A 16,322-nucleotide genomic window follows, 5' to 3' on the forward strand; every position below is an offset into this window, starting at 1 on the left:
GCTTGGATTTGCTGTAATACCGGCGCGTCATTTGTGCCCGTTAGGGTGATGACAAGATTCTTGGTATCAGTCGCGCCAGCTAGGTCAGTTACTGTCACAGGGATGGTGATGGTTTGTACATCGCCTTGCGTCAAATGGTTATAACTACCGTGGTTTGGGTCGAAGCTATAGCTACCATCTTGCTTTAGTACAAAACCATCTACATTCGGTGCACTAAAGGTAAGTTGGTCATTCGTATCAATATCCGAACCGGTAAGCACACCTGTGGTCTTAGTGCTATCACCCTCGGTGGCTGTTTGAGCGGTAATCGTATTTAAAACTGGAGCATCATTGGTGCCTTGAACATGGACGATGATAGCCTGTGTGCTGGTTGTACCGTGTGAATCGGTAACGGTCGCCACAAACATTTCGATGTGTTTTTCACCTTCATGCAAGGCTTGCGTAAGTTGCGCCTGATTGCTTGTCCCTTGTCCTAAATCATAGCTCCATTGACCGGTTTGAGGATCGATTGATATTGATCCGTACTTTCCTGAGGTGTGGTCAAGTGACCAGGTCAATAAAGTAGTCTGGTCAACCGCGATTGCCGAAAGGGTGCCGCTCGAAGAGGGGGTTTGATCTTCAATTGTTGTGCCGATCGCATCGGCAGGATGAATGTGTATTCGTGGATGATCTGTGGTACCGGTTATGGTCACCACAATGTCGTGCTTGGTGCCATCGGCGGTCGTCACTGTCGCAGAGTCGGTGATGTGTTGTCCGGCTGCAAGGCTCTGAATGGCGGTTTGAGTATTGTCTGCTGTAAACTGCCAACTACCATCTTTATCGATCGCGAAGGTGCCATATTGACCCGTGATCGCTTCTTTTTGGAAGAAGGCTTCGCCACTATCAGTATCTGTAACGGCTAGCTGGCCCGTCGCAACAAGATCATTGCCTTGAACGTTAGTGTCCTCCTTTACACCGTGGCCGCCTGAGTCAGTAACAACTGCAACGTCATTTGTGCCTTGAACGGTGATTCTTACTTCATGATTAGTGCCGTCGGCGGATGTTACGGTAATGGTGTCGGTAGTCTGTTTACCTTGACCTAGAGCTTGTACCGTCGGGTTTTGATTATTAAGGTCATAGGTCCAAGAACCATCTTTTTGAAGATGTAGGGTGCCATATTGGCCTTGCAGGTCTCCATCTTGAAAGTAGGACTCGCCAGTGTCGATATCTTGAATAGTAAGCTGTCCCTGTGCTTGTAAGACGCTCTCTTCAGTGACATTGCTTGAGTCTGTACCGCCGATGACAGCTGTATCATTTGTGCCGTTAATTTGGATATTAATTCGATGAGGCTCGCCATCAGCTGCATGCACAATGAGTGTGTCTGTCATCATGCTGCCCGCGTTCATTGCCTGGATATCAGGATGCTGATTCTCGAGGCTGTATGTCCAGCTTCCATCTTGCTGAAGGTGGAGTGTGCCGTAAGCGCCTTGAATATCTCCAGCGCTGAAGTGATCTTCTCCGGCATCCTTGTCGCTAATTGTTAACTGGCCACGCGAGTTAAGTTGCGAATCTTCTGTGACATCTCCGACCTTTGCATCGGTAATTTGGGCGGTATCATTTGTGCCAGTAATTTCGATATCTAAGCCATGTGCAAAATCAACACCACCTGCGTTTTGTGCGTGAATGTCGAAGTGCTCTGAAACCAGTTGTCCGTCAGTCAGTGCATCGACGTTTGTTGCACCAGAATTCAGGCGATACTCCCATTGACCTGATGGTGCGATAGTTAGAGTACCGTATTGACCTTGGTAACTTTGCGAAGCGAAAGAGCCTGGGCCGCCAGCAATTGAAAGTTGGCCGCTTGCAGAAACTTGGTTGTCTTCGCTTACTGAACCATCAAAAACTCCAGTAATTGAAATAGGCAGATCTTGGTGTACAGAAGAATTTGCTAGTAATTGATTGTGTTGCGCGTTGATTGTGTTGCTTAGGGCATCGTCTTGTTCGGAGCCGAATGAAGCGAGACTTCTTGATGAGAAAACAGATGTGTCTGTATGGTTGTCGATCTCTAAGTTGGTTCTTGCGACAACTGCCGGTGTATCGTGGTGATGTCCATCTGATTGAGCTTGCGCGTTTTTCGTGTCTTCTTTGTTTTCTATATCTACTTTCTGAGATGATTCTTTGGCGTCTGCACGAATACTCGTGCTAATGCTGCTGTCTGAGGAATTGATTGAAGGATCAAATTGATCTGGTGATTGATCAGGTAGCGTGTTGGAAAAATGGCTGACTAGTTGCGGCTCTTTGACGATAAAGCTCAGGGTATCGCCAGCAGGGGAACGAAGCACTACCTGATTTCCGTCAGGGCTGTTTAGAAGAGTGTCTTCTGAAACTTTGTCTCCGATTCTTAGTTGGACGTGCTGTCCGAACTTGTCGACATAAAAAATGGGGCCAGAGATAGATACAACGGTAAACACGTAGATATTTCCTCCGTAACCGGCGGCCACACGAACCGCCTAGCTAAGTTTCAATTATGAAAACATCTAATAACTATAGTCTAAAGTTCGGCTTTTTTGTGTAAATAATAAACAAAATACGGGAGGTATGGTTTTTGAATTCTGTGGTTTATTCTAGGGTTTTTCGTCATCATCACCGCTTTGATCATAAGACTTCCACGCATCTTTGAGATCTTCTTGAAAAGCCTCTTCATGGAGGATCATAAATCCTCCTTCAATCAGGATAAAACTCGGTAATTTACTGACTTCGGGTTTGCCAGTATCAGGTGAACAAAATCGTCTCTGTTTAACAAAAATACGCTGAAAGCAACGTTCCATTTTAGGATCGTTGATATAGGCAGTTTCGAACGGTGATTGTCGTGCCATAGAAATGTGCTCCGATAAATGACGTCAGCTTTGCTATATCGCTTGTGTCGATAATAGGCCTTGCCGCGGTCTTTTGTCTAGGCAAGAAAAACTCAGATTGTCGACTATATTCATGCCAAATTGTTGCTTGAGGATAAAGCGGCGTGTGGCGGTTTAAAGACCTTTCGCAGAAGGGTTTTGTACTAACAGAGGGGAGCTACGATTATTCAGTCGTACTGTTCTCGTTGATTATTGCGGCAACAGCAGCGTTTGCGATGCTAATGATCGTCGAGCGTTTGTGGCGAGATAATGCCGACTCAGATCATAGCCATAACAAAGGTGCAGCTTGGCTAGCGCTAGCCTCTGGAACAATGGGCTTAGGTGTTTGGTCCATGCATTTTACGGGAATGTATGCGTTTCAGCTGCCGTATCACATGCACATGAGCGTCGTGATCACAATTATCTCTGTTCTACCCGCTTGTATTGGTGCTTACTTTTATCTGAGGTTATATGCAGCTCGTCGCTTCGATCTGCGTTCTATGCAGGTCGGGGCTCTATGCTTGGCCTTGGGCATTGGCGCCATGCATTACCTTGGTATGGAAGCCATGCATTACGAGGACTTGGTTCTTCGTTATGACCCAACGTGGTTTGTTCTGTCGATAGTGATGGCTTACGTATTTGCGCTTTTGGCGCTTTATGTGCGGGTTTGGCAAAACGATGAGACGAGTAGTGCAACGTTAAAACGACTTGTCGCCTCTGTACTGATCGGTTTGTCCGTCTCGGGGATGCATTATACCGCTATGCTCGCAACCGAGTTTTATCTCGATCCTTCTATCGTCATCCCAGACCATTCAGATCACGAACACACTTTGCTATCTTGGATTGTGATTGTCGATGTCTTGCTGTTCTTAACAGCCTTGATCATCGTTTTTATGCTCGGCACGAAGTTGGATCAAGCTCAAAAAGCAGCCATGGCTTCGGAACAGCGTGAGAATGCGGTTATTAGTGCCTTGGCTGATGCCTTGCTCGTTTTGGATAGTGATGGGAATGTTACGACATATAACGTGTCTGCTCAGCGCCTTTTTGGCGCGCAGCACAGCCCCTTAGAACAAAAGCATATCGTTCAATTGATGCCTGAGATTGGTAGTCTCGAAGAGCTCCAAGACTGGGAGCATTCAAATCTCGCAAAAGGCGTCAGTGGTTTAACGCTCGAGTTTTCGACCTACAACGATGATGGCCCACGTTATTATGAGGCGGTTTTTTCGCGTTTGTACTTCGATGAGAGTATCCATTACGTTTCGATGATTCGCGATATCACGGTACGGACGCAGATGGAGCAACAACTGAGACAAGCGCAAAAACTTGAGTCTATCGGTCAACTTGCCGCCGGTATCGCACACGAGATTAATACGCCAATCCAATATGTCTCCGACAATATGAGCTTTTTGAAAAAAGCGGTTGGGCATGTCATGCAGGCGACTGAGATGTATCGGCAAGTGGTCGCGAATTGTTGTGATGACAACAGCAAGGAACAAGTCCAAGAGCTCGAAAAAATGCTCAAAAAAGCCAAGTTCGACTTTATTCGCGAAGAAATTCCAAAGTCGATTGATCAGTCGGCAGAAGGCTTAGGCCGTGTCACGAAAATCGTTCGCGCAATGAAATCTTTTTCACATGCAAGTGACGGTGAATTCTCACAAGTGGATTTGCTAGAAGCCTTGGAATCAACCATCACTATTTGCCGAAATGAGTGGAAGTATGTCGCGGATTTAGACTTGGATGTTGACCCGCATGTCGGCCCTATTTCTTTGATTCTCGATGAGTTTAATCAGGTTATTTTGAATTTAGTGGTGAATGCAGCGCATGCCATTGAAGAGCGACGAGTAAAAGAAAACAGTGCAGGGCTTGGGCGTATCCTCGTGTCTGCAAAAACAGAAGGAAAAGTCTTAACGCTAAAAGTGACAGACAATGGCTGCGGAATTTCAAAAGAAAACCAAGAAAAAGTTTTTGAACCATTTTTTACGACTAAGGTTGTTGGCAAAGGAACAGGGTAAGGCCTCAATATTGTGTATTCGGTGATTGTTGAAAAGCATCGAGGATCGATTGATATCAAATCAAAAGAAGGTGAGGGAACGACATTCATTCCGACGTTACCCACCACACAAGACGAACAAGAGTCTGAAATATAAGCTCTTATTAATGAGTGCTCAAAGGTGAGATTGAAACGATGGATATTCTATTTGTAGATGACGAACGGATGATTATCAGCGCATTAGAGCGCAATTTGCGAGATTCAGATTGGTATATCGATTACGCCCTAAGTGGACCCGAAGCATTGATTAAATTGGGTAAGCGTCATTTTGATGTAGTGGTGACCGACATGGCAATGCCCGCAATGACAGGAGATCGACTTTTGCGAGAGGTTAAAGAACTAGATCCGGAGATTACACGCATCATTATGTCTGGTCATGCTGATCAAAGTTTAGGTGTTGCAGATGGTGAATTGGCGCACCGTTGGCTCGATAAACCTTGTGATCCCACCTACTTGTTGCAGGTGCTTCAAGAGGTCGAAAAAGAGAAACGATTTAACTAGGAACGCTTGCGATGCGCATTTTATTTGTCGATGACGAGCAAATGATATTAGACGGCATCCAGCGCGCTCTATTTGATTCTGATTGGGAGATTGATACAGCCGATTCTGGACAAAAAGCACTCGGTCTTTTTGCAGATGAACCTTATGACATCCTTGTCTCAGACATGCGTATGCCCGGCATGGATGGCGAAGAGTTACTGTCAAAAATCGAGACGAGCTACCCTGATACAGTGCGTATTGTTCTGTCTGGGCAAGCCGATCAAGCGGCCGCGTTGCGAAGCAGTTTTATTTCTCATCGATGGTTAGATAAGCCCTTCGACCGTGATGCTTTGCTGCACATTCTTAGCTTGATTGAAAATGCACTTGAGTCGATGCCAAGTCGTGAAATGCGCACACTTATTTGCGGCATTAGTTCGCTACCTAGTCCTCCTCGTGTCTATGCCCAAATTCAAACCTTCATTCAACAACGCGCTGACCTTGAAGACGTTGCTAAAGTGATCAGTGAAGATGCCGCACTGACAACGAAAGTACTGCAAGTCACCAATTCGGCCTTATTTTCAAGAGGTGGTGAAACCACAGATGTGCAAGCCGCTGTCGTGCGTTTAGGCGTCGAAATGGTCAGTGAATTTGTCTTGTTCGCTGAAACCTATTTCTTGGCAACGAGCTCGCCATTTTTGAATGTTGATAAGGTCACCAAAGAAAGTTTTGTGATCAGTAAAATGGCGGCAGAAGTAGCTGAAACCATAGACGAAAGCTTAGTCTCTGAAGCGAAGCTTGCTGGTCTATTAAGTGATTTAGGACAGGGCGCTTTACTACAAGCCTTCCCCGACAAAGCGCAAGACTATCTTGACAAAATTGCTTATGCCAATGAGGCTGAAATCGAACAAATTGAACTTGAAATGTTTGGTCTTGCGGATGCTCAGATTGGTGCCTATTTGTTACTCATGTGGGGTTTTTCTGCTGAGATTTTTAATGCGGTATTGATTGGTCGTCAATATGAACAAAGTATCAGCTCTTGTTCCACATTGCCCATCATTATTCATATCGCTCGACATCTCGCGAGAGGCCGTGATATTCATGAGGAGGTTGTGAGCTCTCTTTGTATTGCAGATAAATTGCCTGAGTGGAAAGAGCAGGCAGAGCGATTGAGGGCATGATAAATCATGGATGAGAACCTACCAAAAATATTGTGTGTGGATGATGAACCCCATCAGCGACTCAAACGCCTAGCTATCTCAATATCGGGGGGGCAGAGTAAAAGTACTCTTACCCCATTTTCAAAGGCTTAGGTATCTCGCAAGTTTCTAGCTTTTTACAAGCGTTGACGTTTGATATGACGGATTGTCTGGTTACTTTCTGATCGCACGCTACACTCAAATTAAAGTAAGACAAAAATAAATGAGCTTTAAGACGAGAGTGTCCCATGAACTTAATTAAACCACTTAGCTCAGGCTTGCCCGTAATCGTGTTATCAGCCTTGACCATGATCGGCTGTGCAAGTAACCCTGCCGTGGATGAAAATATTGATGCTCCACCTGCGGAGCAAACAGAATCAAACCCAGCGAGCGCTGAGCAGCAGGCTGCGAATTCAAACCCAGTTGAATTAGAGCCTACAGCAGATAAAGAGCTTGCAGTTAATAAAGAGCCTTCAGCAGATAAAGAGCCTTCGGCCAGTAAAAATCCGTCAGCCGACACCGTATCTGCAGCAGTGAAAGAAGATGCTGAATCTAGTGCAGAACAGAAAACCGAAGAGAAACCTGTTGATGTACCTGTTGTTGCAGATCAGCAAAAGCAAGCTTATAAGCCAGAACAAAAAGCGAAGCCTGAGCCGAAGTCTAAACCTAAACTTCAAGAAAAGGTTGCTAAAGCTAAGGTTCCTGTAAAAGCTGAAAAACCAAAGAAAGATCTTACAAAGAACGCATTGAATGTGAGTAAAAAAGATCTTCCGGTGCGTCTAAAATTGTGGTCTTTAGGTACCAGTTATCAGGAACAGGGTGCGCTTGTTTTAAAAACGCCTACTATGCAAATGGGTGATGGCGATTTTTATTCTCAAGTATGGCTAACTCTGACCTCAGAAAAGCTTGAAGTGAACAGCTCTTCAGACATTGATGAGAATCTTGCTGGTATTGGTATTCGTGTAAACGGTGGTGATTTGATTCCTTTTGATCGTATTCAAGCAAAAAATGCAGGTGTGTTAGAAGGGGATTGGATAAACAAATTATCAGAAGGTGGTGAGCTTGAGATTATGCTCGGGTTCTTCCCTGATAAAGACTTAGATAGTCCCGTATTTAAGCGTGTTGCATCAATCAACGATTTATCTAGTCTTGTACCAACTTACTACAAGCTAAAATAGCCGCAGGCAAGATCGAGTGAACGTGAAAGGCAGAGTAGTTTTACTCTGCCTTTTTTATTGGATTTCTTACAAAACAAAACTTGTCTCTTTACCTCTTTTTAGTACTCTTCCTATTCAAATTCGTTATCAATCAAGTTAAGGAGCTATGATGCAATTTCTTCATACCATGATTCGTGTAAGTGATGTCGATGCGTCACTGAAATTCTTCTGTGATGGTCTTGGGCTCATCGAAATGCGTCGTTATGAGAGCGAAGCAGGGCGCTTTACACTGATTTATTTAGCGGCTCCCGATGATGAAGAACGAGCGCATGCAGTCAAAGCTCCAGAGCTAGAGCTAACCTATAACTGGGACCCAGAAGAATACAGCGGTGGTCGAAACTTTGGACACGTGGCGTATCGTGTCGATGATATTTACGCGACCTGTCAGCACCTAGCGGATATGGGAGTGACCATTAATCGTCCACCTCGTGATGGCCATATGGCTTTCATTCGCTCACCTGACGGAATTAGTGTTGAATTGCTTCAAAAAGGTGGTTCGCTAGAGCCTCAAGAACCATGGGTGAGCATGGAGAATATAGGGGAATGGTAGTTGGTTGAGTTTTAGGTTTTGTCCTAATAGCCAACTATTTTGAGTTTGATTTCTTTGGCTAGGCTTCTCTAGGTTTTGACCTAAAGGTTGAGTTAAGGGCTTATCCTAAGCCCCGGCTTAGGCATTTTCTCCCTGTATATAAATAGCTTCTGTAATAGTAGTTCTGTGTAGTTAATTTATTATTCGATTTTCTTACTACTATTCTTGTCGGCGGCGGCCGACAGCGCCTCTGCATTTTTAGGTTTCGACCTAAAGGTCGAGTTAAGGGACTTGTGCTGACAAGCCCCTTAACAATCCTAATCAGCCCCACTGACATGCCCTTTGGGGTCATTCGTTGCTCAAAAATAAACAGCGTCTGCGGGACTCGCCTTCGGCTCAAACAATCCTCGACGAATTCCTGTTTATTTTATCCAGTCACGAATGTACCCGCAGGGCCGAAGAGCAGGTACGCATTTCTTTGGTTCTTTCTTGTGCGAGCAAGAAAGAACATAAAAAGATTAGAAGCGATTAATCTCGAATCAACGAAAGATTTTGTAAGGCAGAACCAAATGCAGAAGTGGCTTTTTGGCCAAAACCGAAACAAATCATAAAATAGGCCAATCCGCAGCATCGGTATAATCCAATCGATGATTCTCATCGCTATCCGTCCATTTCGCTATGAACTCTCCATTGGGATCATACATTTGCGTTTGTTTTTTTAAGTTGAACTGGCGGCCTCCTCTTGGATCAGCACCAACGCCCGCAATATATTGCCAATTCCCCCAGTTTGAAGCGGGATCGTAATCGATCAGTTGTTGCTCGAAGTAAGACGCGCCACATCGCCAATCTAAACCCAATTCATTTATTAACGCGGATGCGACAATTTGTCTCCCACGATTGCTCATGTATCCCGTCGCGTTTAGTTGCCGCATACAGGCGTTGACGATTGGATAGGGTGTATTGCCTGCGCACCATTGCTTGAAGCGTTGAGGATAAAAAGTGCCTCTAAGCTTTCGTTTCTCTTGATCGAATAAACCATCGACTAAAAACACGCGCTTGTTGAAGGCGCGTGCATACCATTGAAAGTATTCCCGCCACAGCAACTCGAACATCAGCCACCCGTTATCTTCATTTTCACCATGAACAACTTGGAATTCTTTGAGTGCTTGCGCTGCTTGTTTAACGGATAAGGTGCCATTGGCTAGCCAGAACGACCATTTCGATGAGTTCTCCCAACCATCGAAGGCGTTTCTTGTTTGCTTGTATGTGTTTGCAGCCTTGCTAGAAAAATAGTCATGCAAGTGATCGAGTGCAGCATCTTCCCCGCCTCGCGCAATCGGCTGTTTGTTCAACACCCAAGGGTCGAGAATCAATCGATCAAAATTGAAGGCCAGCAGCGATAGGCTTGGTGGTAACGATCGAATCTCACCATTAGGAACTCGGACGTTTAATCGCTCGGCCAAACGTCTGAATTTACTGAAGGTCGCCGGAAAACTATCTGCCTGAAATTCGATTTCTGCTGCACTAAATAGACACCGTGTCTCTACGCTAATCATATTCACATCAGGCAGCATGGATTTTAGCTGTGCCCACGATTGCGATTCATTAAACGCGACGGGTGTTGAGCGATACACGTGAGTAATTGGAAGATTGGAGCAGATAGACTCGATCGAAGGAATTGGTCTAGCTAAGAAAACATTTAGCGTTTGACCAAGCTCTTTCAAACGGTCATGCATAATGAGCAGTGATTCGGCCAAGAATTGGCGCCGATGAATGCCCAGCGGCTGGCAGCCATATATGTCTCTTTTCAGTTCGCTTGGATCTACGAAATAACAAAATATAAGTTCTTGGCACTCATTTGCCGCACGTTCAATCAAGGGATTGTCGTGTAATCTGAGATCTTCACTTAACCAAACTAACCCAGTCGCGTTCGTCATTTCTACTCCTTTGCTTTGCGTCAAGATATACGTTAGGTAAACAAAATTGGCTTTGCGTTGATGTGACATCTGTAGAAATAAAACTGACAAAAAAGCTTAAAACAATTGCCACTTAAGTGTCATTCATCGGTTTTAGTGTGTTGATCAAATCTCTCGAATCTGAGGTTTGTTAATCAGCTAGGAGCTATCGATATGACACAAGAAAATAACATTGAAAACGTAGTAGCAGGTTTCCAAGATCCTGATGATCTTTCTTCAAATCCATCTGACAACCGTCCGTTTGCTTCAGTTCTTGATGCATATGTGAGTCGTCGAAAAGTTGTTGCTGGTACGCTTGCTGGTTCTACTGCAGCATTTTTGGCGCCAGCTGCACAAGCCGGTTGGGGCTGGCAAAAACCAAAGAAAAACCAAGAATTGGTCGGCTTTAGACCAGTAGAAATCGCGGATGTTATTGATACAACGATGCCTACGATTTCAAAAGACTATGAGTATCAAGTTTTGATTCCTTGGGGTACACCGATCGAACCAGGTGCTACATCAGCCTATGAGGGTGACCCTAATTCACGTCCAAGTTCAAAAGAAGCAGCACTTCAGACAGGTCTTGGTCACGATGGTATGTGGTTCTTCCCAATGGATTTCAAACGAGCGAGCCGTTACGGAAAGCATTACCCTATGCGTAACGATGCGGGAATGCTGTGTATTAATCACGAGTACGGAACGAATACGCACGCATTAGGGAAAGATCTTCCAGAGAACTTGGAAGATGTGCGTTTGTCGCAGAATATACATGGCGTTTCTGTCTTGAAGATTAAGCGCAATTGGAGAGGCCAATGGCGCACAGTTAAAAGCAAAAATACGCGCCGTATTACCGTTAATACGCCAGTGCAGTTCTCTGGGCCAGCGGCGGATTCTCCATTATTACAAAACCCAGCAGGTAATATTGCACTTGGCACTGTGAACAACTGTGGTGCCGGGTACACGCCATGGGGTACGTATCTGACTTGTGAAGAAAACTTCAATGGTTACTTTGGCTCTATCAGTGAAGTGACACCAACAGAAGAACGAGCGCGTTATGGTTTTAATCAATTTGGTTTTGGTTATGCATGGTACGCATTTGATAAGCGTTTTGATTTGAATGACGAAGACTACGTGAATGAGGCAAATCGCTTTGGTTGGATTGTTGAGATCGATCCATTCGATGGCACGCAAAAACCTGTTAAGCGCACTGCACTTGGTCGTTTCAAGCACGAAGCTATTGCGATTAAAGAGCTAGATGACGGTCGCGTTGCTTGTTACATGGGCGATGACCAACGCTTCGATTATTGCTACAAGTTTGAGTCATCGATGGCATGGGAACATGCAATTGCTGATGGCAAGAGCCCGCTAGACGAAGGTACTTTGTATGTTGCTCGTTTTAACGAGGATGGCTCTGGGGACTGGTTAGAATTGTCTATGGATGTTCCAGCTCTAGCGGCTCGTTTTAATGATATGGCTGAGTTGTTAATCAACACGCGCATTGCGGCAGATATTGTTGGTGCAACGCCTATGGATCGTCCAGAGTGGACGACGATAGGCAAAAATGGAGAGGTCTTCTGGACGCTCACTAATAACTCTCGTCGAACTGAACCAAACGCGGCAAACCCTGAAGCACCAAACTCTAATGGCCATATTATTCGTACGACGGACAATGGTTCCGGTAGTTTCTCTTGGGATATTTATATTCTTGCTTCAGATACTGTGAATGAAGAGATTGCATTCTCATCTCCAGATGCAGCATATGCGGATGAAGATGGTCGTTTATTTATCGGCACAGATGGAGGTCAGCCACAAGGTTTGCAGGATCAGTTGACAATCTTTGATACAACTAAGGACCTCGATGATGGGGAAATTCCTCAGCCAAAACGTCTTTTGGTTGGAGTAAATAGTGATGAAATTACAGGCTTTACTCTAACGCCTGATCGTCGAACTGCTTTCGTAAACATACAGCACCCAGGAAATGGTGATCCAAGTTCTACGAACTTCCCTGCGCCAACAGGTAGTGGGTTAATACCACGTGACTGTACCTTAGTGATTACCCGCAAGGACGGCGGAATTATTGGTTCTTAATCAGGTATGAGTTACACGGATGTGCCCTCAAGGAAGAGGGCTTTTTGGCCGGATCTTTCAGTTTCGTCCTGATGGCCTTGTTAAGGGGCTTGTAATGACAAGACCCTTAACTATGTCCAGGCTACTCTCTCTTACTTCGCAATTTACTTTGATTCGTTCGCTCCGCCCGCTCAGTCTTTGGCAATAATCTTGAATAAAGCTTAATGCTCGTCATCCTGGATGGGGGATTGGCTGGCACTCTAACCCCCACTTCGTTAGTATCAAAACAAATCCAAAAGCTTCCTTATAGCGAAGACTAATTAGCCCATCCGAGCTTACTTTGGGTCTAATAAGAACAAATCAAGCGAGGTTCATCATGCAATTTCAGGATCAGGTAGTTATCGTCACAGGCGCGTCAGCAGGTGTAGGGGAGGAGTGTGCACGTCAATTCGCCAAGCAGGGCGCTAAGGTCGTGCTTGCTGCTCGCTCCAAAGACACCATCAAGTCTTTGGCTAAAGAGCTCGGCAATGGAGCGATTGCTGTACCAACCGATGTTGCTAAGCGTGAGGACTGTGAAAGTTTAATTGAACAGAGCGTTGCCGAATTCGGACGTATTGATGTGTTGGTAAACAATGCTGGTTTTCATGGCCGAGGAGATGTCGCCGAAGCAGGTTTAGACGAAATGGATCAGACTATTGATATCAATCTTAAAGGACCTATTCGCCTCACGAAATTAGCTTTGCCATATTTACTCAAAGCACCTAGTGCGGCAGTGGTGAATGTTGCTTCGCTAGCAGGGCGCATTCCCTTAGAAGGAGAAGCGACTTACTCATGCAGTAAATTTGCACTTCGAGCCTTCTCATTAGCGCTAGCAGAAGAATTGAATGAAACTGCTGTGACTGTTTCTTTGGTTTCGCCAGGGCCGATTGACACAGGATTTATTATGGGGCATATCGAAGAAGTGCCTGATCTGGTTTTTTCTCAACCTATGAGTACCGCAGCTGAAATTGCCGAGGCAGTATTGGCTTGTGCGCAAGACGGAAAGCGCGAACGTTCGATACCCGGTTCTTCAGCGATTCTCACGACCTTTGGATATTTATTTCCGGGAATTCGCAGAGCACTTAAGCCTGCGTTGATGAAAAAAGGCGCGAAAGCAAAGCAGTTTTATCTAGAGCGAGAAGCGCGATAGGGGCAGCAAACAAAGAAATAGAACGTCGGAAAATAAAAAGCCCGCTGTCGAGGCCTATTCGACAGCGGGCGTAGAAACTTTTAAATCTTTAAGAAGATGAAAGGCTTTATAGAAAAGGGCCTGAATCTTTTCTGTAACGCCTTTTGATGGTTCTCATTTTAGGGGCGTAGGGGGCGTAGTCACATCGTCCGGAGGGCGTAATCCCCCTTACAAGGGTTAAAAAATTGGTTTTTTTCCGGTTTTGATTTGGTGAATTCTTATTTTCTTAAGCTTTTATTGATCTGAAATTTATCGTTTATAATCGTTTTATGTTCTTTCTTGCTCGCACAAGAAAGAACCAAAGAAATGCGTACCTGCTCTTCGGCCCTGCGGGTACATTCGTGACTGGTTAAAAATGGCGCTGCGGATGGCCCAGGCCACCTTCTCTTGCTTTGCAATTCACCTTGTCTAGCCCGCTTCGCAGTCGTCGAACAGTCCTCGCTTACTCCATTTTTAACTGGCGTCACTCATCCTACGAAAAGGCAGATACCGCTTCGATAAATCTGGGAAACAAACAAAGTCTTGGTCTTGCAACAATCCCCCGTCACGAGAGACGAAAACTTGATCGTTACAATCGGAAATACGCGAGGACTGTTTGAGCCGAAGGCGAGTCCCGCAGCGCCGATTGAAACAAGAGTTTGAGTGAAGCCGAAGGCCTCGAGAGCTTGGGCGCGTTTAGATTCTTAAGACCTTTGGCGTCAAAGGTCTTAAGGCGCTGTCGGCCGCAGCCGACAAGAATAGTAGTAAGAAAATCGAGTAATAAATTAATTAATACAGAAACTGTTTGTCTTGAAAGGGTAAGTTGCCCTAGGTGCAGCTCAGGCTAAGCCCTTAACTCGACCCTTAGGTCGAAACCTGAAAAAAACCAAAGACTTCGGTCGCCGCCGACCAACTAATAACGTAAAACTAAAAAGTAAACTCAACTCTCGCTTTAGCATCCTCTCGGGTATCAACCTTCGATTTACAAATCAAAATCCTCGATGAGGCAAGTTTCTTTTCGTTGACTAAATATTGTTTGAGATTCTCTGCTCGCTGATTCGCAAGTGCTTTTGGGTTTTCGTCATCTTCGTCTGACAGAGCAAACCCGCATATTCCAATATGGATGTCTTCTTTGTCGTTAAGTAAAGCATCCAGCTTGTCTGCAAAGGCTTTTTGCTCTTCGTCTAATTCAACTTCGCCTTCATCAAAATATAAAGGTTCTACGCGAGGTTTTAAGGCGTAACTTCCTGCGATGGTAGTGAGGGTTACGATATTTGCGTAAGGCACAAAGGTGTTAATTAAATAGCTTTGCGAAGCGGCAAGTGCGGCACGCTGTGCGACTAAATTAATAAAACCATTTAAACCAAAGTCGGGGTTGTTGACGTTGCCTTTGAGAGGGATGTCCAGCTCAATGCGTCCGTTACTATCTTCTAAAGAGCTAAGCGCCAGATTCAATGGAATGAATGTTTGCTCTGCAATGCTGCCAGAGTGAACATCGCCGGCGTTATCGATTTCTAAACCGCGAATATGAAGGTCGACCGTGCCGTCAATTTCGTCATCTACAACAGAGACTTTTGTTTCTGAGTCGAGTTGCCCTGCAGACATATCAAAACCTGCAGCAGTCCGGATAAATGGCGAGATCTTAGGAAGTGAAAACTCTTTGAGATTCATTTCTAAGCTGAGATTGGTTTTGTCCTTAAACGGAGCAAGTTCGCTTTTGATTTCTGCTGATGTGTATTGGCCAGCTGTGAACATAGCATGAAGCTGAGCAAAGCTGTCTGGCGTTGTGCTATCAAGTTTTGCCAGAGTGAGTTTGTCGATATTTAAGCTCTGTTTAAATGATGGTGTTACCCCTTCATAGATAAAGTTCACCATCCCCTGATCTTTCAGGGCAAATTTGGATAAAGAAAAACCAAAGGCTTCTTGTTCTGCTGGCTGCTCAACTGATTGCGCGTTTGGTTCTTGAATTTGTTCTTGTTCAGCTACTTCATTTTGCACATCTGCCTTTTCTGCATCTGCTTTTTCAACTTGCTCGTGGGCTTCTTGATGAACTGTTACAAGGTTAGAGACATTCTGCTCTGCATCGACAAATACATTGGCGTTTAGCCCCTCGAGCTCGATTGTCTCAATACTCAGGTTATTTGGGTTTAGGTAAAGTTGATCAACATGAATCGAATTAAGTGTAAGCAGAGGTGTGGGATCTATCTTTTGTTCGTTCTCGTTGGTTTGAATCACTTTAGAAGCGAGTAGTTTTCTTACGGTAATAGACGCAATTTGTCCTATGCTTAGCGCCGAGTCTTTTAGTTCATAGTCAATGCTTGGAATGCTTAGTGCGTTAATAGCAATAAGTATGTCCTTGTTATTGCTGGGGCCGAGTTCTAAGTCTTCGCCCTCTAGGCTAACGATGCCATTTGAGTTCAATACGCCTTCGGATGAGCGGCCCAATGACAGCTCAGATGTTGAGATGTTTAAAGAGCTTTCTCGAATAATGAAGGGATCAATATTCAAGGTGACATTCTCTAAAACGACATTTGTGTTCGTTAATTCAAGCGTCAAATTCTGCGCTTTATCAAGAGATAGTTGACCATTAATTTCATAGCTAATGGCTCCCTCGGCTCGTGAGGTAAAATCTTTGGCAAGATATGCAAAAGCTTTTGTTTGCAGCTCTGCGAGGGACGATGAAAATGATGCCTTGCCTGACAATCCTTCATCTGAAGAATGGAAATCAAAGTCGGTGTCTAGATTCAGCGC

Annotated in this window: 12 protein-coding genes; 8 read left to right on the plus strand and 4 right to left on the minus strand. The window is 44.9% G+C overall.

From position 1 onward, the window contains the following. Both A3739_RS25510 and A3739_RS25515 read right to left on the minus strand, forming a co-directional pair. Positions 1-2,477 (minus strand): VCBS domain-containing protein (locus tag A3739_RS25510; RefSeq protein ID WP_068503237.1); only part of this gene is annotated, 2,477 nt, incomplete at its 3' end. A 123-nt stretch (positions 2,478-2,600) separates the two neighbouring features. After that, a complete protein-coding gene (locus A3739_RS25515; protein ID WP_068476078.1) occupies positions 2,601-2,852 on the minus strand; it encodes a hypothetical protein in 252 nt (83 codons plus the stop codon). Between the two features lie 143 nt (positions 2,853-2,995). Here A3739_RS25515 and A3739_RS25520 point away from each other — a divergent pair, with 143 nt between their 5' ends. The 6 genes from A3739_RS25520 (at position 2,996) to A3739_RS25540 (ending at position 8,363) form a co-directional block, all read left to right on the plus strand. Continuing rightward, entirely contained in the window at positions 2,996-4,882 is a 1,887-nt protein-coding gene (locus A3739_RS25520; RefSeq protein WP_082878612.1) for an MHYT domain-containing protein, read from the plus strand. A gap of 12 nt (positions 4,883-4,894) precedes the next feature. Next, positions 4,895-5,017 (plus strand): hypothetical protein, encoded by a 123-nt coding sequence (locus A3739_RS31210; protein ID WP_255375068.1) that lies wholly within the window; start codon positions 4,895-4,897, stop codon positions 5,015-5,017. 38 nt (positions 5,018-5,055) lie between these two features. Continuing rightward, the gene (locus A3739_RS25525; protein ID WP_156493627.1) at positions 5,056-5,421 is read left to right on the plus strand and encodes a response regulator; all 366 of its coding nucleotides are present in this window, start codon (positions 5,056-5,058) and stop codon (positions 5,419-5,421) included. 11 nt (positions 5,422-5,432) lie between these two features. Continuing rightward, a complete protein-coding gene (locus tag A3739_RS25530; RefSeq protein WP_068483251.1) occupies positions 5,433-6,578 on the plus strand; it encodes an HDOD domain-containing protein in 1,146 nt (381 codons plus the stop codon). Between the two features lie 266 nt (positions 6,579-6,844). Beyond that, positions 6,845-7,774, plus strand: coding sequence for a hypothetical protein (locus tag A3739_RS25535; RefSeq protein ID WP_068479464.1), 930 nt, complete (start codon positions 6,845-6,847; stop codon positions 7,772-7,774). Positions 7,775-7,922: 148 nt separating this feature from the next. After that, positions 7,923-8,363, plus strand: a complete 441-nt coding sequence (locus tag A3739_RS25540) for a VOC family protein (protein ID WP_068479461.1) — start codon at positions 7,923-7,925, stop codon at positions 8,361-8,363. Between the two features lie 584 nt (positions 8,364-8,947). Here A3739_RS25540 and A3739_RS25545 read toward each other — a convergent pair. Beyond that, positions 8,948-10,279: a DASH family cryptochrome gene (locus A3739_RS25545; RefSeq protein ID WP_068483249.1), complete on the minus strand. Its 1,332-nt coding sequence runs from the start codon at positions 10,277-10,279 to the stop codon at positions 8,948-8,950. 192 nt (positions 10,280-10,471) lie between these two features. Here A3739_RS25545 and A3739_RS25550 point away from each other — a divergent pair, with 192 nt between their 5' ends. After that, positions 10,472-12,385, plus strand: coding sequence for a PhoX family phosphatase (locus tag A3739_RS25550; RefSeq protein WP_068483246.1), 1,914 nt, complete (start codon positions 10,472-10,474; stop codon positions 12,383-12,385). 355 nt (positions 12,386-12,740) lie between these two features. Beyond that, on the plus strand, positions 12,741-13,553 hold the full coding sequence (locus tag A3739_RS25555; RefSeq protein ID WP_068502544.1) for an SDR family oxidoreductase: 813 nt from the start codon (positions 12,741-12,743) through the stop codon (positions 13,551-13,553). A 945-nt stretch (positions 13,554-14,498) separates the two neighbouring features. Here A3739_RS25555 and A3739_RS25560 read toward each other — a convergent pair. Then, a partial coding sequence (locus tag A3739_RS25560; RefSeq protein WP_156502834.1) for a DUF748 domain-containing protein occupies positions 14,499-16,322 on the minus strand: 1,824 nt, incomplete at its 5' end.

It is taken from the genome of Oleiphilus sp. HI0067 (assembly GCF_001635735.1).

Bases quoted from the DNA above. Each gene is read 5' to 3' on its own strand.
- A3739_RS25515 (WP_068476078.1), bottom strand. From the start codon at position 2,852: ATGGCACGACAATCACCGTTCGAAACTGCCTATATCAACGATCCTAAA.
- A3739_RS25525 (WP_156493627.1), top strand. From the start codon at position 5,056: ATGGATATTCTATTTGTAGATGACGAACGGATGATTATCAGCGCATTA.
- A3739_RS25530 (WP_068483251.1), top strand. From the start codon at position 5,433: ATGCGCATTTTATTTGTCGATGACGAGCAAATGATATTAGACGGCATC.
- A3739_RS25535 (WP_068479464.1), top strand. From the start codon at position 6,845: ATGAACTTAATTAAACCACTTAGCTCAGGCTTGCCCGTAATCGTGTTA.
- A3739_RS25540 (WP_068479461.1), top strand. From the start codon at position 7,923: ATGCAATTTCTTCATACCATGATTCGTGTAAGTGATGTCGATGCGTCA.
- A3739_RS25545 (WP_068483249.1), bottom strand. From the start codon at position 10,279: ATGACGAACGCGACTGGGTTAGTTTGGTTAAGTGAAGATCTCAGATTA.
- A3739_RS25550 (WP_068483246.1), top strand. From the start codon at position 10,472: ATGACACAAGAAAATAACATTGAAAACGTAGTAGCAGGTTTCCAAGAT.
- A3739_RS25555 (WP_068502544.1), top strand. From the start codon at position 12,741: ATGCAATTTCAGGATCAGGTAGTTATCGTCACAGGCGCGTCAGCAGGT.